Annotated in this window: 17 protein-coding genes and 1 pseudogene; 11 read left to right on the top strand and 7 right to left on the bottom strand. The window is 71.3% G+C overall.

The genetic code is table 11. The annotated features are described in order from the left end of the window. Positions 1 to 235 precede the first annotated feature (235 nt). A complete protein-coding gene (locus F4554_RS17905; RefSeq protein WP_179788629.1) occupies positions 236 to 2,347 on the top strand; it encodes an ABC transporter substrate-binding protein in 2,112 nt (703 codons plus the stop codon). A gap of 87 nt (positions 2,348 to 2,434) precedes the next feature. On the opposite strand, the gene F4554_RS17900 is transcribed toward F4554_RS17905, so the two are convergent. Beyond that, positions 2,435 to 2,791 (bottom strand): Fe-S cluster assembly protein HesB, encoded by a 357-nt coding sequence (locus F4554_RS17900; protein WP_237768762.1) that lies wholly within the window; start codon positions 2,789 to 2,791, stop codon positions 2,435 to 2,437. 213 nt (positions 2,792 to 3,004) lie between these two features. Between F4554_RS17900 and F4554_RS33115 the strand changes: the two genes are divergently transcribed. The 3 genes and pseudogenes from F4554_RS33115 (at position 3,005) to F4554_RS17885 (ending at position 5,591) form a co-directional block, all read left to right on the top strand. Further along, positions 3,005 to 3,769 (top strand): CPBP family glutamic-type intramembrane protease, encoded by a 765-nt coding sequence (locus F4554_RS33115; protein WP_179788628.1) that lies wholly within the window; start codon positions 3,005 to 3,007, stop codon positions 3,767 to 3,769. A 104-nt stretch (positions 3,770 to 3,873) separates the two neighbouring features. Next, positions 3,874 to 4,599 (top strand): annotated as a pseudogene (gene recO, locus F4554_RS17890) (DNA repair protein RecO); the annotation flags it as partial. A gap of 149 nt (positions 4,600 to 4,748) precedes the next feature. Further along, positions 4,749 to 5,591 (top strand): isoprenyl transferase, encoded by an 843-nt coding sequence (locus tag F4554_RS17885; protein WP_179788626.1) that lies wholly within the window; start codon positions 4,749 to 4,751, stop codon positions 5,589 to 5,591. On the opposite strand, the gene F4554_RS17880 is transcribed toward F4554_RS17885, so the two are convergent. The 5 genes from F4554_RS17880 to F4554_RS17860 all read right to left on the bottom strand — a co-directional run bounded on the left by F4554_RS17880 (position 5,588) and on the right by F4554_RS17860 (position 9,522). Then, positions 5,588 to 5,998 (bottom strand): Fur family transcriptional regulator, encoded by a 411-nt coding sequence (locus F4554_RS17880; protein ID WP_179791609.1) that lies wholly within the window; start codon positions 5,996 to 5,998, stop codon positions 5,588 to 5,590. The genes F4554_RS17885 and F4554_RS17880 overlap by 4 nt on opposite strands. Next, positions 5,995 to 7,044, bottom strand: a complete 1,050-nt coding sequence (locus F4554_RS17875) for a metal ABC transporter permease (RefSeq protein WP_179788625.1) — start codon at positions 7,042 to 7,044, stop codon at positions 5,995 to 5,997. The genes F4554_RS17880 and F4554_RS17875 overlap by 4 nt, the downstream gene beginning before the upstream one ends. Before the next feature lie 3 nt (positions 7,045 to 7,047). Then, the gene (locus F4554_RS17870) at positions 7,048 to 7,854 is read right to left on the bottom strand and encodes a metal ABC transporter ATP-binding protein (protein ID WP_337796087.1); all 807 of its coding nucleotides are present in this window, start codon (positions 7,852 to 7,854) and stop codon (positions 7,048 to 7,050) included. Further along, positions 7,851 to 8,846, bottom strand: a complete 996-nt coding sequence (locus F4554_RS17865) for a metal ABC transporter substrate-binding protein (RefSeq protein ID WP_179788624.1) — start codon at positions 8,844 to 8,846, stop codon at positions 7,851 to 7,853. The genes F4554_RS17870 and F4554_RS17865 overlap by 4 nt, the downstream gene beginning before the upstream one ends. Before the next feature lie 187 nt (positions 8,847 to 9,033). After that, complete coding sequence (locus tag F4554_RS17860) at positions 9,034 to 9,522, bottom strand: DUF6703 family protein (RefSeq protein ID WP_179788623.1); 489 nt, start codon at positions 9,520 to 9,522, stop codon at positions 9,034 to 9,036. A gap of 162 nt (positions 9,523 to 9,684) precedes the next feature. On the opposite strand from F4554_RS17860, the gene F4554_RS17855 reads away from it, so the two are divergent. From F4554_RS17855 to F4554_RS17830, 6 genes are all read left to right on the top strand, one after another. Next, the gene (locus F4554_RS17855) at positions 9,685 to 11,064 is read left to right on the top strand and encodes a glycine--tRNA ligase (RefSeq protein ID WP_179788622.1); all 1,380 of its coding nucleotides are present in this window, start codon (positions 9,685 to 9,687) and stop codon (positions 11,062 to 11,064) included. 38 nt (positions 11,065 to 11,102) lie between these two features. Beyond that, positions 11,103 to 11,915, top strand: coding sequence for a hypothetical protein (locus tag F4554_RS33110; RefSeq protein ID WP_179785439.1), 813 nt, complete (start codon positions 11,103 to 11,105; stop codon positions 11,913 to 11,915). Continuing rightward, a complete protein-coding gene (gene dusB, locus F4554_RS17845; protein WP_179788621.1) occupies positions 11,912 to 13,195 on the top strand; it encodes a tRNA dihydrouridine synthase DusB in 1,284 nt (427 codons plus the stop codon). The genes F4554_RS33110 and dusB overlap by 4 nt, the downstream gene beginning before the upstream one ends. 44 nt (positions 13,196 to 13,239) lie before the next feature. Beyond that, complete coding sequence (locus F4554_RS17840) at positions 13,240 to 14,031, top strand: oxygenase MpaB family protein (protein ID WP_179788620.1); 792 nt, start codon at positions 13,240 to 13,242, stop codon at positions 14,029 to 14,031. A 128-nt stretch (positions 14,032 to 14,159) separates the two neighbouring features. Further along, positions 14,160 to 16,859 carry a pyruvate, phosphate dikinase gene (ppdK, locus tag F4554_RS17835; protein ID WP_179788619.1) on the top strand — a complete coding sequence of 900 codons (2,700 nt, stop codon included), beginning with the start codon at positions 14,160 to 14,162 and terminating at the stop codon, positions 16,857 to 16,859. Between the two features lie 186 nt (positions 16,860 to 17,045). Further along, positions 17,046 to 18,398, top strand: a complete 1,353-nt coding sequence (locus F4554_RS17830; RefSeq protein ID WP_179788618.1) for an NsdA family TPR-like regulatory protein — start codon at positions 17,046 to 17,048, stop codon at positions 18,396 to 18,398. An 11-nt stretch (positions 18,399 to 18,409) separates the two neighbouring features. Here the strand turns inward: F4554_RS17830 and F4554_RS17825 are convergent, their stop codons facing one another. After that, positions 18,410 to 19,294 carry a phytanoyl-CoA dioxygenase family protein gene (locus tag F4554_RS17825; protein WP_179788617.1) on the bottom strand — a complete coding sequence of 295 codons (885 nt, stop codon included), beginning with the start codon at positions 19,292 to 19,294 and terminating at the stop codon, positions 18,410 to 18,412. A gap of 72 nt (positions 19,295 to 19,366) precedes the next feature. Between F4554_RS17825 and F4554_RS17820 the strand changes: the two genes are divergently transcribed. Continuing rightward, complete coding sequence (locus F4554_RS17820) at positions 19,367 to 20,332, top strand: helix-turn-helix domain-containing protein (protein WP_179788616.1); 966 nt, start codon at positions 19,367 to 19,369, stop codon at positions 20,330 to 20,332. Positions 20,333 to 20,341 lie beyond the last annotated feature (9 nt).

Here is a 20,341-nt window from a genome sequence, read left to right as displayed (position 1 = left end):
CGAGGACTCTCGTTGTGTTCGTGCTGGTTGGAGTCTTGACATGACATCCGTTCCCGCGATTACTGTTTCCGCCAGATTGCACAGTCGAATCGAATCGACTGATCGCGCGGTCGGCGTGCGCTGCGCACAGCGTCGTACGCGTCACCTGTTCCGGGCTTGTTCTGCGGGTGAGCAGTGCACTCGTGAACCGGTCCGCACCTGTTCCGTACCTGGGTTTCGCACATGGGAGGTCGCGATGTCGGGGTCTGACGAACTCACCAGGCGCCGGCTGCTCTTCGGGGCCGCCGTGGTCGCCGGCAGCGTCACGCTCGGCGCCTGCAGCAGTGGCGGGGGAGGGAACTCGACCGGCGAAGGGCCGAAGCCGAGCAAGGGTCCCGCCAAGCGGGGATCGGCGCCGAAGCCGCTGGCGGCGCCGCGGCAGCTGAAGGAGTCGCCGGAGCTGGCCGCGCAGGTCAAGGCCGGAAAGCTGCCCGCGCTGAAGGACCGGCTGCCGGACAAGCCCTACGTCATCCCGCACTACTGGGCGCAGAACGGGAAGTACGGCGGCACCCTGCGGATGGCGTGCGGCGCCAGCAACGACGGTGCCATCAAGGAGTACATGTACGGCCACTCGCCGCTGCGCTGGCTCAACGACGGCCTCACCCTCGGCCCGGGCCTGGCGGAGAGCTGGGAGTCCAACCAGGACGCGTCGGTGTGGACGTTCCACTTCCGCAAGGGACTCAAGTGGTCCGACGGGCAGAAGTGGACCACCGCCGACATCATGTTCTGGTGGAACGACATGGTGCTCGACCCGGACTTCAGTGAGGGCATCCCCGACGAGGCCCGCTCCGGCAAGGGCACGGTCGCGAGGTTCGAGGCGCCGGACGACTACACGCTGGTGATCACCTACGACGCGCCCAGCCCGATGGTGCCCGACATGATCGCCAACTGGGTCAACCGCGGGATCGCCGCGACGTGGATGGAACCCAAGCACTACATGAAGCAGTTCCACCCGAAGTACAACAAGTCCGTCGGCAAGGACTGGACGACGAAGTTCGACGAGAAGCGCAACACCGTCTACAACCCGGAGACCCCGACGATGGGCGGGTGGCAGCTGGCCACCTACTCCGAGGGCCGGGCGACGACGTGGAAGCGCAACCCCTACTACTGGGTGGTCGACCAGGCCGGCAACCAGTTGCCGTACATCGACGGGCTGAACTTCCGGGTGGTCGACAACATCGAGACCCGCAAGCTGCAGATCCAGTCCGGTCAGTTCGACCAGGTGCACGGTCCGTTCAACAGCCTGACCCTCGGCGACATCTCCGGGCTGAAGCGCTCGCAGGGCAAGAGCGGCATGAAGATGCTGTTGTGGGACAGCGGATCCGGCACCGGGTCCATCTTCTTCTTCAACCAGGACTACGACGAGCCGGCCATGCGCGCGCTGATCCGCAAGGCGGAGTTCCGCCAGGCGCTGTCGCTGGCGTACGACCGCGGCGAGGCCCGCAAGTCGATCTACTTCGACACCGGCACACCCACGACCGGTGGGTACGGGCCGAAGACGCGGGAGTTCCACCGCGGCAACGGCCCGCAGGAGTACAAGCAGTGGCGTGAGTCGTGGGTGAAGTTCGACCCCGAGCGCGCCAAGTCGATGCTGGACAAGCTGGGCGTGGTCGACAAGGACGGCGACGGCAAGCGGGAGAAGCCCGACGGCAGCAAGCTGATCGTCCGCCTGAACTACCCGGCCGACATCGACACCACCGGCGAGCACATGAAGAAGAACCAGCTGCTGAAGAAGAGCTGGGACGCCATCGGCATCGACACTCGCCTCAGCCCGGTCTCTCCCACGTCCTTCGGCGACCAGTGGGCGCAGGGCAAGCTGATGACCACCACCGCGTGGGAGACCAGCACGATGAGCGTCGCCGCGGACATGCTGTGGCTGATGCCGATGGAGCCGTCCCGGTGGGCGTCACTGCAGGGGCAGTTCTACGCGCTGAGGGGTACGCCGGACGAGAAGAAGCAGCTCGACCTCGATCCGTACAAGCGCACACCGCCGCGAGCCGCACCCGAACCCGGCAGTCCGGTGGACCGGCTGTGGAAGCTCGCCGACAAGGTGCGGGTCGAGGTCGACCAGACCAAGCGGGACAAGCTGGTCTGGGACATGATCCGGGTCCACGTCGACGAGGGGCCGTTCTTCATGGGGGTCGTCGCCAACTACCCGCAGATCGTCCTCGTCAAGGACGGCTTGCGCAACGTCCCCACCAAGGAACAGACCGCACTCGGCGGTCTGGTCAACGACTGGCACCACCCGACGCCCGCGGCCTACGACCCGGAGGCGTGGTTCTGGGACGACCCGAAGTCACACGCCTGACGGCCGGCCTCGGGCAGACGGGTAAGAGGCGCCGTTCCTACCCACCAGGTGCGGAACGGCGCCCGCCCCCCGAACGGTCTCGCCTGCTCAGGCGGTGGGACCGTCGGGGCCCTGGCTGTTCTGCGAGGGAGCGGCGCCGCCGGGCTGCCCGCCAGCCTGGCCGGCCTGGCTGCCCAGGAAGAACTGCACGCTGCCCTGGGCGTCGACCTCGGCGTCGAGCACCATCTCGTCGAGCATGCTCGAGGCGCTCTCCTCCAAGAAGACGCGCGCGCCCTGCTCCTCGACGACGGCGTCGCCGGCGGTGGGCTCGGCGGCGACCGCGAGGCTCAGGCTCTGCTGGTCCTCTGGCTGCGCCGTGATGCGCAGACCGGCACTTCCGGGAAGTTCGGGGCTGTTCGTCAGGGACTGGATGACGAGGGCAGCGTTGTTCGTGAGTGCAAGCAAGATTGCTCCTCAACTAGAGATCATGGGTGACGGGGAACTGCGCCCGCGCGCCGTCGAAGGCGTATGTCAGGGCGCCACGGCCCGACCGGCTGGCAGGTGTGAATCACTCCCCGATGCACTGGACGCCGGTGATTCCACCCTTGCCCCTCCACGGCGCAGAGTCAAACCAAGCGTGTCGGCGGGGTGGGTGGATGCTGCGTAGATGATGGAGGGGTGACCAGTCAGCCATCGCCTTCGGAGTCTTCCGGCCCTGTCCCCGCAGCGGGAAACGTCCCACCATCCGTCCCCGGCGCGTCGGGCGGCACCGACGTCGCACCGACGCCGCGATGGGGCATCCCCACCGCGATCGGGTCGCTGCTCGGTTTCGTCGTCTTGTCGTTCGCGGTGTCGTTGGGCCTCACCGCCCTGGGCGTGGATCCGGTCACGGCGACGATCATCGCCACGCCCGTGGGCTGGCTGTCGCTGGCCGGTGTACCGCTGCTGGCCTCCCGGCGGCGGGGGAACGGTCCGCGCTCGGACCTCGCGCTGTCGTTTAGCCCCGTGGACATCGCGGTCGGCCTGGTGGCCTGTCTGGTCGTACTCCTGGCGGCCACGATCATCCTGCTGGTGACGATCGCGGCGACCGGCGTCACGCCCACCTCGGCGCTGGGTGACGTCGCCGGGCACGCCAACTCCCACTGGCAGGTGGTCGCGCTGGCCGTCATGGCGCTGTGCGCGGCGTTCGTGGAGGAAATTCACTTTCGGGGCATGTGGTGGAGCGCGCTGCGCCGGCGTGGCCTGGGTGCCTGGCCGACGCTGCTGGTGACCGCGGTGCTGTTCGCCCTGGTCCATCTCGAACCGACCCGGGTGGTGCTGCTGTTCGCCGCCGGGCTGGCCGCCGGATACGTCCGGATGCGGTCGGATCGCCTCGGGCCCGCGATCGTCACCCACCTGCTGGTCAACCTGCTGGCCGCGGTTTCCCTGCTGGGCCTGCTGTGAGTCGCGGATCGTGACGTACGGCTGACGTACTGGTCGGGACGTACGGGCACGCCGAAATGCGGTGGGGGTCGGCACCGTCGGCGCGGTAGGCGAGAATGGTCGGTGTGCCGCTGTACGTCGACGAGGCCGTGGTGCTCCGCACCCACAAGCTGGGCGAGGCCGACCGGATCATCACCCTGCTGACCCGTCATCACGGACGGGTGCGGGCGGTCGCCAAGGGTGTCCGCCGGACGACGTCGCGGTTCGGTGCCCGGCTGGAGCCCTGCTCCTACGTCGAACTGCAGCTCGCGGTGGGTCGCTCGCTGGACGTCATCACCCAGGCCGAGATCCGCCGGCCCTACGCCGAGGCGATGTATGCCGACTACGGCCGTTACACCACCGCCGCGGCCATGCTGGAGACCGCGGAGCGGCTCACCGTCGAGGAGCGCGAGCCGGCCACTCAGCACTTCCTGCTCCTGGTCGCCGCCCTGCGTTCGCTGGCCGAGGGCGCCCACGACCCCAGCCTCATCCTCGACTCCTACCTGCTGCGGTCGCTGGCCGTCGCGGGCTACGCGCCCTCCTTCGACGCCTGCGCCCGCTGCGGCACGGGTGGCCCGCACCGTGCCTTCGCGGTCGCGGCCGGCGGGATGATCTGCGCGGACTGCCGGCCGGCCGGGGTGGCGATGCCCGCACCGGAGACCGTCGGGCTGCTGGCGGCGCTGCTGACCGGCGAGTGGGAGGTGGCCGACACGAGCATGGACCGCCACCGGCGCGAGGCCACCGGCCTGGTGTCGGCATACCTCCAGTGGCATCTCGAACGCGGCCTGCGCTCCCTGCCGCACGTCGAGCGGTTCGAACCGGAGATCCGGGTACGGGTGTCCGAGGACGAGCACCACGACCATGAGCTCCACGACCATGAGCACCACGACGACGAACACGAAGAGCACCACGAGCGCCACGACGGCGCCTCCCACGACACCGGACGGGGTGTGATCTCGCGATGAGTCCCAGCCTGCGCACCGGCCTGCGGCGCAGGCCGGCACCTGTCCGCCGGCCGGTCCAGCCGCCCGACCCGCACCCGTCGGGTGCGCGGCCGCCGGCGATCCCGCCGGAGCTCGTTCCCCGCCACGTCGCCCTGGTGATGGACGGAAACGGCCGGTGGGCCAAGGCTCGTGGGCTGCCGCGCACGCGCGGCCACGAGCGGGGCGAGGGCGCGCTGTTCGACACCATCAAGGGTGCGATCGAGATCGGTGTGAAGACCCTTTCGGCGTACGCGTTCTCCACCGAGAACTGGTCGCGTTCGCCGGAGGAGGTGCGCTTCCTGATGGGCTTCAACCGCGAGGTGATCCACCGCCGGCGCGACGAGCTGGACGCCATGGGGGTGCGGGTGCGCTGGGCCGGGCGCCGCCCCCGGCTGTGGAAGAGCGTCATCCGCGAGCTCCAGGAGGCCGAGGAGCGCACCCGCGACAACGACGTCATCACCCTGCAGTTCTGCGTCAACTACGGCGGACGGGCCGAACTCGCCGACGCGATGCAGGCGATGGCCCGCGACGTGGAGGCGGGCAAGCTGCGCCCGGACCGGATCGACGAGCGGACGATCGGCCGTTACCTGTACCAGCCGGACCTGCCCGACGTCGACCTGTTCGTCCGGTCGTCGGGTGAGCAGCGCACGTCCAACTTCATGCTGTGGCAGGCGGCCTACGCCGAGTTCGTCTTCCTGGACACGTTGTTCCCCGACTTCGACCGGCGCGACCTGTGGCGGGCGATCGAGCTCTACGTCAAACGCGACCGCAGGTTCGGCGGCGCGATCCCCAACGAGGTGGGCGGCCCCGAGGGGACTTAGGGCGCGTCCTCACGCGCACAGGTGGCGCAGGTCCCGAACACCTCGACGGTGTGGGTGACGTCGACGAACCCGGCCTCGGCGGCCACACCTTCCGCCCACCGCTCGACCGCGGGTCCCTCCACCTCCACGGTGCGCCCGCAGCTGCGGCACACCAGGTGGTGGTGGTGCCGGCCGGTCGCACACCGGCGATAGACGGTCTCGCCGTCGTCGGTACGGATCGCGTCCACCTGCCCGGCGTCGGCCAGCGAACCGAGCGTGCGGTAGACGGTGGTCAGCCCGACGTTCTCGCCGCGGTCACGCAACAGCGCGTGGATGTCCTGGGCGCTGCGGAAGTCCTCGACCCCCTCCAGCACCTCCGCGACCGCGGCCCGCTGCCGGGTCGCGCGGATCCTCGGGTTCGCGCTCAGCTGGACCGCCTCCCCTGGGCGGCCTCGTCGGCAACGGGCTCGTCAACATGCCCGGCAACATGCCCGTCGTCGTGCCCGTCGTCGTGCTCGTCGAAGTGCTCGTCGTAGTGGGCGCCGTGCGGCGCGTGCCGGTGCCCATCGTGCAGGTAGTCGACGTGGTCCTCGTGGGCCACGGCCGGGTGCCCGCAGGTGGGTCCGTGGGTGTGCAGGTGGTCCTCGGCCTCGTTGTGCGGGCCACGCATCCGGGCGCGCAGCGCGGTGCCCGCGGCGGTGAGCACGAACACCGCGATGGCCGCGAGCACGATCGTCGCACCGGAGGGAGTGTCGGCGTAGAAGGAGGTGAACACGCCACCCACGCTCACCACCACGCCGACCACCATGGCGGTGGCGACGGTGCCGGCGAAGCTGCGCCCGACCCGCTGCGCGACCGCCACCGGCACGATCATCAGCGCGCTCACCAGCAACAGGCCGACGACCCGCATCGACACCACGACAGTGACCGCGACCATCACCGCGAGCACGATGTTGAGCGCGAGCACCGGCAGCCCGGCCGCGGTGGCGTACTCCTCGTCGGCGCCGACGGTGAAGAACAGCCGGGACATGCCCAGCGCGGTCGCGAGTACGACCACGGCGAGGACGGCGAACACCACCAGGTCGCCCGGCGTGGTCGAGGTGATCGAGCCGAAGAGGTAGGCGTTGAGGTTGGCGGGCGTGCTGCCGGGCGCCTTGGCCAGCAGCACCACGCCACCGGCGATGCCGCCGTAGAACATCACCGCCATCGCCACGTCGCTGCTGGTACGTCCCTTCGACCGCATGACCTCGATGAGTACTGCGCCGAGGACCGTGCACACCAGCGCCGTCCACACCGGGCCGGAACGGGTGAGCAGGCCGATGCCGACGCCGGTGAGCGCGACGTGGCCCATGCCGTCACCGATCAGGGCGAGCCGGCGCTGGACGAGGTAGATGCCGACCGCCGGGGCGGACAGGCCGATGAGCAGCGCGGCGAGCAACGCCCGCTGCATGAAGTCGAACTGCAGGATCTCCATCGTTCAGTCCACGAATCCGAAGGGGTCGCCCGGCGAGGCGGGAAGGAAGTGCGGATCGGTGCCCGCGAAGCCGTTCAGCACCTTGTCGGTGGGCGGGCCGTCGTAGCCGACCCGGCCGTGGTGCAGCACGACCGTTCGGCCGATCAGGTCGGCCAGCGGACCGATCTCGTGCGTCACGATGAGCAGCGTGGTGCCGGCCTCCACCAGGCCGGTGAGGGTCCGGGTGAGGATCTCCTGGTTGGCCAGGTCGACGCCGGCCAGCGGCTCGTCCATCACCAGCATGTCCGGCTCTCCGGCCAGCGCGCGGGCGATCAGCGCCCGTCGCTGCTGCCCGCCGGACAGCGTGGACACCTGGGCGCACGCCTTCTCCTCCAGGCCGACGGTGGCGATGGTGTCGGCGATCACCGCCCGGTCGGCCGGGCGGAGCCAGGGGGTGAGCAGTCGGCGGCGGGCCAGCCGGCCGGAAGACACCACCTCCTGCACGGTCGCGGGAACGCCGCCGCCGACGGTGTGCCGCTGGGGTACGTAACCGATCCGGGCGCGGTCGTGGAACCGGTGCGCGGGCGTACCGAAAAGCTCGAGCGTCCCGGCCGCCAGGGGGACCAGGCCGAGGATCGCCCGGACCAGGGTCGACTTGCCCGAGCCGTTCGGACCGAGCAGCGCGACCACCTCGCCGGGCGCGACGTCGAGGTCGACACCGGACAGCGCGCGCTGGCCGGCATAGGAGACCGCGCCACCACGAAGCCGGACGACGGCAGTGGTCGCGGAGGTTTCCGTGCCGGTTCCGGTGCCGGGCAAGCTGGTGCTCACGAGCAGTCCTGTCCCTTCCGGAGGGCGGCGAGGTTGGCGCGCATGACGGCGAGGTAGTCCTTGCCGGCCGACTGGGAGGTGAGCCCCTCCAACGGGTCGAGGACCGCGCTGCCGGCCCCGGTCTCCCTGGCCACCGTCTTCGCCACGGCCGGGCTCACCAGCGTCTCGTGGTAGATCGTACGAACGTCGTGCTTACGGGCGAACGTCGCGGCCGAGCTGAGCTCGGCGGGGGAGGGCTCCTGCTCCGGGGACAGCCCGGTGATGCCGAACTGCGTCAGGCCGTAGCGGTGGGCGAGGTATCCGAACGCGGCGTGGCTGGTCACCAGGTCGTGGTTGCGGCAGGTGGCCAGGCCGGCCCGGAACTCCCGGTCCAGCGTGGTGAGGTCGGTGCGGAGCCGGGCGGCGTTCGCGCGGAACGCGCCGGCGTGGGCGGGGTCGGCGCCGGCCAGCCGGTCGGCGATGGCGTCGCCCACGGCGGCCAGCCGGACGGGATCCAGCCAGAAGTGCGGGTCCTTGCCCGACGCGACGCTGTCGGCTCCCTCGCCGCCCTCGACGTGGTTGCCGTGGTCCGCGTGGCCGGACTCGCCGGCGCTCGGTGCGGGCAACGTCAGCTTGGCGGCGCCGGTCACGTCCAGGCTGTGGTCACCGGCCTCCTGGTTCACCGCGGAGTCCACGGCCGGCTGGAGTCCGCGCAGGTAGACGACGAGGTCGGCCTGGCTCACCGTGCCCACCGCCCGCGGCGACAGTTCGAGGTCGTGCGGTTCGGCGCCCGGCTTGGTGAGGTTGACCACGTTCGCGGTGTCGCCGGCGACGCGCTCGGCGGCGTACTGCAACGGGTAGAACGCAGCCACCACGCTCAGCCGGTCTCCGCCGCCCGAACCCGATCCGGCCTCCGATCCGCACGCGGTGAGCAGGCTCCCGGCGCACAGTCCGGCAAGGGCGACGGCGCCGAACCGCCGTGCGGCGGCAGCTCGCCGGATCACGAAGAACATGGGAACCATTTTCAACTAGCACCGTAGTGCTGTCAACTCGGGGTTGCCCACGAGGCGCGGTTGACTGGGGAGGCGTCGCCAGAAGCCGGGAACGCCGGGGAGTCGCGGAAGCCGGGGAAGTCGCGGACGTCGCGTTGTGGAAGGGCCGTCACCGCACGCTGACGTTGCGGTCGCCAGGGAGGTCCGGCTACGCGGCGATGATGCGCATCGCCAGGGCCGCGCCGCCGAGGGCGAGCGCGACAAGGCGGATCACTCGGCGGGAGCGGTCGCCCTCGTGCCAGGCGAGGTAGGTGAGCCAGGCCATCAGCGCCACCACGACGCCGAGACAGACGGGTCCGTAGGGCGCGGGCGCCAGCAGGCCCGCGACCAGCAGCGCCGCCAGGCCGATCGTCACCATCCAGCGCGGCATGCGGTGCAGCCGGAGGACGACCGGGTAGCTGAGGCGTTCGACCGTACGGCGAAATCCTGCGGAGCCCGACGAGCCGGACGAGCCCGGCAGCCCCGACGAGCCGGCCGAACCCGAACCATGCCGGGCACCGGTGCCACCCGCGCCCGCGGAGCTGCCCGGACGCCGGTTGCCGCTCGTCCGCGACGTCGCCGCGCCGGACCTCGGCCCGGGCGGACGGCTGCGGGGTCCGCCGGCCTTCGGCTGCCTCGACTTCGGTCGGTCGGACACGGGACTCCTCGACTGCGCAGGGCCGCCGTCGGTGCCGGCCGCCACTCGTTCTCACTGATCCTCTCACCCGCGCCCGGGCGTAGCGCACCGTGCATCGGGGCACACCGGTAGCCTGTGTCCTTCCCGCGTCCCCGCCGACACCCAGCCGGATGGAGTGCACACGTGCCAGCCGATCGCCTCGACACCCTTGTCAGCCTCTGCAAACGCCGCGGTTTCGTTTTCCCCTGTGGGGAGATCTACGGCGGCACCCGTTCGGCCTGGGACTACGGCCCGCTCGGTGTGGAGCTGAAGGAGAACCTCAAGCGCCAGTGGTGGCGGGCGATGGTGCGCACCCGCGGAGACGTGGTGGGCCTGGACTCCTCGGTGATCCTGCCGCGCGCGGTGTGGGAGGCGTCCGGTCACGTCGAGGCGTTCGTCGACCCGCTGACCGAGTGCCAGAGCTGCCATCGGCGGTTCCGGGCCGACCACCTGGAGGAGGCGTTCGCCGCCAAGCACGACCGGCCGCCGGCCGACATCACCGAGCTCGGCTGCCCGGCGTGCGGCACCAAGGGCGCGCTCACCGAGCCGCGGATGTTCAACGGCCTGCTGCGCACGCACCTCGGGCCGGTGGAGAGCGCGGAGGGCATGCACTTCCTGCGGCCGGAGACCGCACAGGGCATCTTCGTCAACTTCGCCCAGGTGATGGCGTCCGCGCGGCGCCGGCCGCCGTTCGGGATCGCGCAGATCGGCAAGAGCTTCCGCAACGAGATCACGCCGGGCAACTTCATCTTCCGGACCCGCGAGTTCGAGCAGATGGAGATGGAGTTCTTCGTCCAGCCGGGCACCGACGAGGAGTGGCACGACTACTGGCTGGCCAACCGCTGGGAGTGGTACACCGACCTCGGCATCAGCCCGGACAACCTGCGCTTCTACGAACACCCCAAGGAGAAGCTCTCCCACTACTCCAAGCGCACCGTCGACATCGAGTACCGCTTCGGCTTCGGCGGCAAGGAGTTCGACGAGCTCGAGGGTGTTGCCAACCGCACCGACTTCGACCTCACCACGCACGCGCAGGCCTCCGGCGCCGACCTGTCCTACTTCGACCAGGACAAGGGCGAACGCTGGACGCCGTACGTCATCGAGCCGGCCGCCGGTGTGGGCCGGTCGATGGTGGCGTTCCTGCTGGACGCCTACACCGAGGACGAGGCGCCGAACTCCAAGGGGAAGCTCGAACGCCGCACCGTGCTCCGGCTGGACCGCCGCCTCGCCCCGGTGAAGGCGGCCGTGCTGCCACTGTCGCGCAACGCCGACCTGTCACCGCAGGCGCGCGCTCTTGCCGACCAGCTGCGCCAGTCGTGGAACGTCGAGTTCGACGACGCCGGCGCGATCGGGCGGAGGTACCGTCGCCAGGACGAGATCGGTACGCCGTATTGTGTGACGGTTGACTTCGAGACGTTGGAGGACCACCGCGTGACGGTACGTGAGCGCGATTCGATGACGCAGGAGCGGGTCTCCCTCGACGGTGTGGAGGCCTACCTCGCGGCGCGTCTGGTCGGCTGCTGACCGTCGAGCCCCTGCCCCGTTCCCCTCTCCCAGGTGTCATGAAACGACGAACCGAACTGTCCCGGCCGGCTGACTCTCCTCGGCCCGCCCGGCTGCGGCGTACGCTCCGGCCGGCCGCACTCGTCGGGCTGGCCTGCCTGGCCCTCGGCGTCACCGTCGGCTGCGGCCCGCTCGGCGCCCTGACGAACGCGAACGGGTCCGCGGCCTCGCGAACACCCGAGCCGAGCTCGACCGCTCAGCGGGGCGACACGTCTCTGCGCAAGCTCACCGGCGCGACCGACACGCCGAAGCCGACTCCCACGAAGACGCCCACTCCCACGCCGACGGTCACGCTCACCCCGCTGCCGCGGCCGACCAGAACCTACCCGGCGCCGAAGCTGCCCCCGCGGCCGAAGGACGAGGCGCCGGAGCTGGAGCGGATCAGGTACAAGCTGGAGACGATCGTGTGGGCCTCGGCAGGCGAGGTGGACGAGAAGGGCACGAAGTCCACCTGCTCGAAGTCGGAGGAGGACATCATCGCGCTCGGCACGTACAAGTTCACCTGTGACGTGCGCCTGGACAACGTGAAGACCCGGTTCGCGATCACCGCAACGGTGAAGAAGTCCGAGGTCAACTGGGGCTGGTCGGCGGCCAAGCTGCCGGTCACGGAGAAGAAGGCGGTGTACGAGGCGACCCGCCAGGCGTTCCGGCCGGCTCGGGTGACGTGCGACGTCACCGACCTGGAAGCCGTCGAGGTCGGCACGCGCTCCGCCCTGACCTGCTGGATCACCGACGTCTACAACGAACGCGTGACCTACCACGGCAAGCTGCTGCCCAACGGCGCGCTCGTGTTCGAACCGGACGGCTCATGACCGCCACCACCGCCACCTCCGCCGCGTCCGACACCTTCGGGCCGCGGTCGGCAGCGGACACCACGCCGACCGCGTTCCGGCTGGGCTCGTCGACGGTCAGCCCGCCGGTCGTCCTCGCGCCGATGGCGGGAGTGACCAACGCGGCATATCGCACGCTGTGCCGCGAACAGGGCCAGGCGTTCGTGCCCGGCTCCGGTCCGGACGCGCCAACAGGCTCGTCCCCGAGTTCGCCACCGCCCTCGTCGGGCGGGGAGCAGCCGCTGGCCGGGGTGTACGTCTGCGAGATGATCACCTCGCGCGGCCTCGCCGAGGGCGACGAGACGACGAAGCGGATGCTGGTGTTCGACCCGGGCGAGACCGTCCGGTCGGTCCAGTTGTACGGCGTGGACCCCACCTACATCGGCCGGGCGACCGAGATCCTCTGCGGCGACTACGGAGTCGGCCACGTCGACCTGAACTTCGGCTGCCCGGTCCCCAAGGTCACCCGGCGCGGCGGGGGAGCGGTGCTCCCCTGGAAGCGCAACCTGCTCGGCGCGATCCTGCGCTCGGCGGTCGCCGCCGCCGCGCCGTACGGCGTTCCCGTGACGATGAAGACCCGCAAGGGCATCGACGACGACCACCTGACGTTCCTGGAGGCCGGGCAGATCGCTCAGGACAGCGGCTGCGCGGCCATCGCACTGCACGGGCGGACCGCCGCCCAGCACTACAGCGGCCAGGCCGACTGGGACTCCATCGCCGCCCTCGCGGCGTCGGTCGACATCCCGGTGCTCGGCAACGGCGACATCTGGGAGGCCGAGGACGCGGTGCGGATGGTCCGTGAGACCGGCTGCTCGGGCGTCGTGGTCGGCCGTGGCTGCCTGGGCCGGCCGTGGCTGTTCCGCGACCTGGCGGCGGCGTTCGGCGCACTGCCGTCGCCCGCGCTGCCCGGGCTCGGGGAGGTGGCCGCGATGATGCGCCGGCACGCCGAACTCCTCGCGGGGTACGTCGGTGAGGACCGCGGCTGCCGGGAGTTCCGTAAGCACGTCTCGTGGTACCTCAAGGGATTCCCGGTCCGGCAGCAGGTGCGCCGGGACCTCGGCCTGGTGTCGGACCTGGCCGGGCTGGACGCACTGCTCGCCGAACTCGACCACGACCAGCCGTTCCCGGTCGGCGAGCTCGGGCTGGCCCGCGGCCGGCAGGGCAGCCCGCGGTCGGTGACCATGCCGGCCGGGTGGCTGGACGACCGCGACGGGCTGGGCGAGGACCTGGCCGGCGCCGAGCTCGGCATCTCCGGCGGCTGACGCTCCCGCGTGGAGGCGCTCCCGCGCGGAGGTACGGTCGGATCATGGCGGCGCGCAAGGACCACGGACTGTTCGGCCCCGGTTCGATCACCTGGCGGGTGCACGGCGAACACGTCATGTGGGTGGCGGGCGTACGCGCGCTGTACCTCCAGTCGCTGTATCCGCGGGTCATGCGCGGCACCTTCCAGAACTCCGCGCTGTTCGACCGGAAGAAGGCGTGGGCCAGGTTCCTGCGTACGACCGACTTCGTGGCGATGCGCACCTACGGCAGCAAGGCCCAGGTGAAGGAGGTCGGCGAACGCGTGCGGTCCATCCATGCCGGGCTCACCGGCTACGACCCCGACACCGACGAGACGTTCCGGCTGGACGAGCCGGAGTGCCTGCTGTGGGTGCACTGCGGTGAGATCGACTCCTACGTCGACGTGGCCCGCCGGGCAGGCATCCTGGGCAGTGAGGAGGAGGCCGACGCCTACGTCGCGGAGAGCAGACGGGCCGCAGAGGTGGTCGGCATCCGGCGAGCCGACGCACCAGCGTCCCGGGCCGACCTCGCCGACTACTTCGCCATGATGCGGCCGAAGCTGTACCTCTGCGGCGAAGCCCGCCAGGGCATGCTGAACTCCTTCAACCCGCCGTTTCCGTTCCGGCTGGCACCGCTGCGGCTGGTGGTGCCCTCGCTGAACACGCTCGCCTTCATGGCGCTGCCGCGTTGGGCCCGCCGCATCTTCGGCGTACCCACGCTGCCCACCACCGAGCTGTCGGTCACGCTCAGCCTGCGGGCCGCCCGCCAGGCCACCTCGCTGCTGCCGCCCCCGCCGCTCCCCGCCGCCGCGGCATAGCGGCACGGGCCGGAGGTCACCCCGGCGGCAGCCGCGGCGCTGTTGACCACCCGCACTGCCGACACTGCGCCTACGCTCGAAACCGGGGCGCCGCACGGGGAGCGGCGCCGCCTGGGGGTGATGTGCGCATGCTGGTGTACGGATTTTCCCAAGGAAACAAGGACATGCGGGACCTGCTCGGCGGGAAGGGCGCGAACCTCGCCGAGATGACCAACCTCGGCCTTCCGGTCCCGCCGGGGTTCACCATCACCACCCACGCCTGTCGTACCTACCTCGAGACGGGGCAGGTGCCGGCCGAGCTGCGCGACGAGGTCACCAAGCACCTTGCCCACGTCGAGACGGCGCGCGGCAAGCGGCTGGGTGATCCCGGCGACCCGCTGCTGGTCTCCGTGCGATCCGGGGCGAAGTTCTCCATGCCGGGCATGATGGACACGGTGCTCAACATCGGGTTGACCGACCGTTCCGTACGCGGGCTGGCAGAGCAGGCCGGTGACGAGCGGTTCGCCTGGGACTCCTACCGCCGGCTGCTGCAGATGTTCGGCAAGACCGTGCTCGGCATCGACGGCGCGCACTTCGACGACGCGCTGGACGCGCTGAAGCGGGACCGGGGGGCGCCGCACGACGTCGACCTGGACGCGACGGCGCTGCGCGAACTCGTCACGACGTACAAGCAGATCGTGCGCGCCGAGAGCGGCCGGGACTTCCCGCAGGACCCGCGTGAGCAGCTGGACGCCGCGATCCGGGCGGTGTTCGACAGCTGGAACGCTCCGCGGGCGATCACCTACCGCCGCCAGGAACGCATCAGCGCCGACCTCGGCACCGCCGTGAACGTGGTGGCGATGGTGTTCGGCAATCTCGGCCCCGACTCCGGCACCGGTGTGGCGTTCACCCGCGACCCCGCCTCCGGCGCGCGCGGCGTCTACGGCGACTACCTCGCCAACGCGCAGGGCGAGGACGTCGTGGCCGGCATCCGAAACACCGTCCCGCTGACCGAGCTCGCCCAACTGGACAAGGTGTCCTACGACGAACTGCTCGACATCATGGCCACGCTGGAAGGCCACTACCGCGACCTGTGCGACATCGAGTTCACCATCGAACGCGGCCGGCTGTGGATGCTGCAGACCCGGGTGGGCAAGCGGACCGCGGCCGCGGCGTTCCGGATCGCCACCCAGCTCGTCGACGAGGGGCTGATCGCCGAGGACGAGGCATTGTCCCGGGTGGACGGTCACCAGCTCGCCCAGCTGATGTTCCCGCGGTTCGACGAGCGCGCGACCAGGCGGGCCGTTGCGCACGGCATGAACGCCTCACCGGGCGCGGCCGTCGGGCGCGCGGTGTTCGACACCGCCACCGCGGTGGAGTGGCACGCCACCGGTGAACAGGTGATCCTCGTCCGCCGGGAGACCACCCCCGACGACCTGGACGGGATGATCGCCGCCCGCGGGATCCTCACCAGCCGGGGCGGCAAGACCTCCCACGCCGCCGTGGTCGCGCGCGGGATGGGCAAGACGTGCGTGTGCGGGGTGGAGGCGCTGGACATCGACGTCGTCCGCGGGCGCTTCACCGCGCCGGGCGGGGTGGAGGTCGCCGAGGGCGACGTGATCTCCATCGACGGTACGACCGGAGACGTCTTCCTGGGCGAGGTTCCGGTCGTCGACTCACCCGTCGTCCGTTATTTCGAAGGGGAACTGGACCCCGCCGCGGCCCAGGCGGACGAGCTGGTGCGGTCGGTGCACCGGCTGATGACGGTCGCCGACGCGCGCCGCCGGCTCGGCGTACGTGCGAACGCCGACCTGCCCGACGACGCCGCGCGCGCCCGGGCGATGGGCGCGGCCGGCATCGGGTTGTGCCGTACCGAGCACATGTTCCTCGGCGAGCGCCGCCGCTACGTCGAGGCGCTGATCCTCGCCGAGGACGACGCGGAACGGGCGGCCGCGCTGGAGGAGTTGTTGCCGTTGCAGCGCGCCGACTTCGAGGGGCTGCTGGCGGCCATGGACGGGCTGCCGGTCACGGTGCGACTGCTCGACCCGCCGCTGCACGAGTTCCTGCCCGACCTCACCGAGCTGTCCGTACGGGTGTCGCTGGCCGGGGAACGGGGCGAGCAGGACCCCCGCGACCAGCGGCTGCTGCGGGCGGTCCGGCGACTGCACGAGCAGAACCCGATGATGGGGCTGCGCGGCGTCCGGCTCGGCCTGGTCGTGCCCGGCCTGTACGCCCTGCAGGTGCGGGCCGTCGCCGAGGCGGCCGCGGCCCGGGAGCGTGCCGGCGGCGATCCGCGGGTCGAGGTGATGATCCCGCTGGTGAGCACCGTCCAGGAACTCGAACTCAGCCGCGAGGAGGCCGAGCGCACCATCGCCGGCGTCCGCGAACGCACCGGTCTGACCGGGCCGATCCCCGTCGGCACGATGGTCGAGCTGCCCCGGGCGGCGCTGACCGCCGGGGCGATCGCCCGGGCGGCGGACTTCTTCTCCTTCGGCACCAACGACCTCACCCAGACGACGTGGGGCTTCTCCCGCGACGACGTGGAGGCGGCGTTCTTCGCGGCCTACCTCGAACGCGGCGTCTTCGGGGTCTCGCCGTTCGAGTCGCTGGACCTCGCCGGCGTCGGCCGCCTCGTCGACCTCGCCGTACGCGAGGGCCGGGCGGCCCGGCCGGACCTCAAGCTCGGGGTGTGCGGCGAGCACGGCGGCGACCCGGACTCGGTGCACTTCTTCCACGACGCCGGACTGGACTACGTCTCGTGTTCGGCGTTCCGGGTCCCGGTGGCCAGGCTGGAGGCGGGCCGGGCGGCGGTGCTCGCCGACGCCGACGCGGGTAGCGCCAGCAGGTGAGTCACTCGACCCTGCCCGAAGAGTTGCCCTGAGTGCCAATGTCGGTCACTCGTTGACACGACGATCTCGCGCATGCCTAGTGGAACCATGGAGCCGCCACCTTGAGGGGGTGTCCTCGTGGAGCCCAACGAGAGGTTACGTTCGGCGCGCGAAAGAACGGGGTCCCGGGAGTCTCCCGGGCACGCGATGTCCCGGCAGGAGATGGCCGACCAGCTCAACGCGTACCTGTTCCGGGTCACCGGTCGTGAGTTCGGAATCGACGCCAACTACGTGGGAAAGCTCGAACGCGGGGTGATCCGCTGGCCGCAGAAGCTCTACCGGGACGCGTTCCGGACCGTCCTCGCGGTGGGTACCGACCGGGAGCTGGGGTTCTTCAACCCGCGGCGGGCGCCGGCCCTCGCCGGTAACGGCGGTGCTGCCGGAGCCGCCGGATCCGGGACTCCCGCCCGGTCCGGGAGCAACGGTGACTCCGGTGCCGCGGCGGAGAACGGCGGGACCACCGCTGCCGCCGCGCTCTCCGTGCGTACCGGCGCGGGTGTGTCGACGTCGGCCACGCCTGGTCCGGGCGGCGCCGGGCTGCTGCCGGCCGCCGCGCTCGCGCTGCTCGGTCCGCTGGAGGCGAGCCCGATACCGTCGCGGATCGGCCGGGACGAGATCGGGCACGTCCGGTCGGCGGCGGTGTTGTTCAGCCGCTGGGACCACAGCTACGGCGGTGGTTTCGTACGCGATGCCGTGGTCGCCCAGCTGCGCTGGTCCGCCCGGCTGCTGCAGGCCGGCGCCGGGCACCGCGAACGCCTGGAACTGCACGAGGCGGTCGGCCACCTCGCGCACGTGGCGGGCTTCATGGCCTTCGACGCGTACGCCTTCACCGACGCCGAACGGCTGTTCCGGTTCGCGCTCGCCTGCGCGGAGGCGGCGGGCACCTGGCACCTGCGGGCGAAGGTGCTCTCCTCGATGGCCCGGCTGGCGGTCTGGCGCGGCCAGGCCGCCACCGCGCTCGGGCTCACCGACCTGGCCCTGCTCCGCTCGGACCGGATCACTCCCACCGAACAGGCGATGCTGCTCACCGCGCGGGCGCGCGGGCTGGCCCGGCTGGGCCGCACCCGGGAGACGCTGCGGGTGGTCGGTGCCGCCGACGACGCGTTCGCGCGCTCCAACCCGGCCGAGGACCCGCCGTGGATGGCGTACTACGACGCGGCCCAGCACGCCGGCGACACCGGGCACGCGTTGTTCGACCTGGAGGTGCGCGGGTATCCCACCGAGGCCGGCCGGCGGCTGGCCGCCGCGGTGGCCGGGCACACCCCGGCCTACGCCCGGTCGCGCACCATCTCCCGGATCAAACTCGCGTCGTTGCTGATGGCGACCGACGACCCGAGGGAGGCCGTCGCGGTGGGGACGTCCGCGCTGGAGGGCGCGGGCCGGCTCCGGTCCCGGCGTACCGCGGAGGACCTGCGCGAGCTCCGGAGGCACGCCGGGCAGCACGCGACCATGCCCGACGTCGCCGACCTCCGCCGCCGGATCGGCACCCTGGTCGGTTGAACCGCGCGCCGTCAACTGGCAGGCGGCCACAGCCGCGGGCAGGCGGCCGGGTCGGTGTAGTCGGGGTGGCCCGCGGCGTTCCGGCGTACGTACTGGTCGTTGGGGTGGAAGGCGAGGGTGCCGTCGGGCCGGGTGTGTTCGACGAAGTGGTTCGAGCCGGGCTGCATGTGGATCGCCATCGACCTCCGCGACGCGCCGCTGCGGTTGGGTCCGCTGCCGTGCACCGTACGGCAGTGGTGGAAGCTCATCGCCCCGCGCGGGATCTCCGCCACCACCACCTCGACGTCGTGCTGCGCCCGCACCGCGTCCAGGGTGGACAGGTCGGGGTTGAAGAAGTCCAGCACCACGTCGTCCTCCCAGCGGTGGCTGCCGGCCACGAACGACACCGCGCCCTCGCGTACGCCCACGTCGTGGAAGGGCACCCAGGCGGTGAGCATGTCGGCGGACGCCGCGCTGCGCCAGTACTGCCGGTCGGTGTGCCAGCCGACGTTCACCTTCCCGGACTCCGGCAGGCCGTCCTCGGACGGCTTGTACAACAGCTGGTCGTGCCAGAGCCGGATCTCCGGCTCCCCGTTGAGGCGGGCCGCGCAGGCGCCGATGATCGGGTGCCGCACCAGGGTGGCCAGGTCGTCGACGATCAGGGACGTGTAGTCGTTCTTGCGGAGCACGTCGCCGTGTTCGGGCCGCCAGCCAACCCGGTCGGTGCCGTCGGGCATCGGGCGGTCGGCGTGCCCGGCGTAGAAGCTCGCCATCCCTCGTTCGGCGGCGTCGAGCACCTCCGGTGGCAGGATGCGGCCTGAGATCCAGTAGCCGTTCTCCCGGTAGAACGCCACGTCGTCGGGCGTCGGCAGCAGGTCGGCATAGCGTTCGAGCAGGTCTTCGATCGTGGTCGTCATGTCCTGCGACGCTACGGCCGGGTGCGGTCGCGGGCGTTCACGCGCGGGTCGGGAAACGTACACAATCACCGGGTGCATGAGGACAGTGCTGGTGGAGCGGGTGGAATCGACGAGGTGGTACGGCCGGACGGGATCTCGGCCGGCTTCCACGCCTACCTCGGCCGGGCAGGCGTACCCGGGCTGGTGCACGCCGGGGACCAGCGGGCGCCGACGTCGTGGCTGATCGGCGCGCACCGTCATGACGTGTGGGAGCTCTACCTGCAGACCGACGGCCCGGCCACCCACTGGCGGGTCCGCGACCGCGACTACTCCGTGGGCCGCAACGGCCTGCTGGTCGTCCCGCCCGGTGCGGTGCACCACATGGTCTGCCCGGCGAGCACCACCTGGCACTACGTCTTCGCGGCGTTCGACGCCGCCGCGCTGCTGGCCGACCTGCCCGAGGCGGTGGCGGTGTGGCAGCGGTCGGTGCCGGCGTACGTGCCCGACGCGGGCTCGGCGGTCGCGCCGTTCCAGGCGTTCCTTCGGGAGGTCACCACCACCCAGTCGCTGCGGACCACCGGGCTGACGCTGACCGCGCGGCACCTGCTGGTGGAGGTCACCAGGCTGATGACCGCCGGCGAAGTGGCCGGCCAGGTCGGGCTCCACCCGGCGGTGGCGCACGCCCGCCGGCTGCTGGACGCCGCGCCGGGCCGGCGGCTGCCGCTGGCCGCGCTGGCCCGTGCGGTGGGACTGTCACCGGCGTACCTCGGTGAGCTGTTCACCGAGCAGTTGGGCGCCAGCCCCGCGAACTACCACCGGTCGCTACGGCTGCGGCGGGCCGAGATGCTGCTGGCCGAGACCGACGCGAGCATCACGCAGGTCGCGGTGGAGCTGGGCTTCTCCTCCGCCCAGCACTTCGCGACCGCGTTCCGTGCCCGCACCGGCCGCACGCCGCGAGAGTTTCGCCGTCAGTGGCGCGGCGGGCGTACGCCGGTGTCCAGGGTCAGCCCGAAGCCGGTGTACCCCGAATCGCCGACGGTGGGCACGTCGACCTGGTAGAGGGGGCAC

Origin of the sequence: Actinopolymorpha rutila (genome assembly GCF_013407855.1) — a bacterium.
Classification (GTDB): domain Bacteria; phylum Actinomycetota; class Actinomycetes; order Propionibacteriales; family Actinopolymorphaceae; genus Actinopolymorpha; species Actinopolymorpha rutila.
This window is presented reverse-complemented; position numbering and strand designations above follow the sequence as displayed.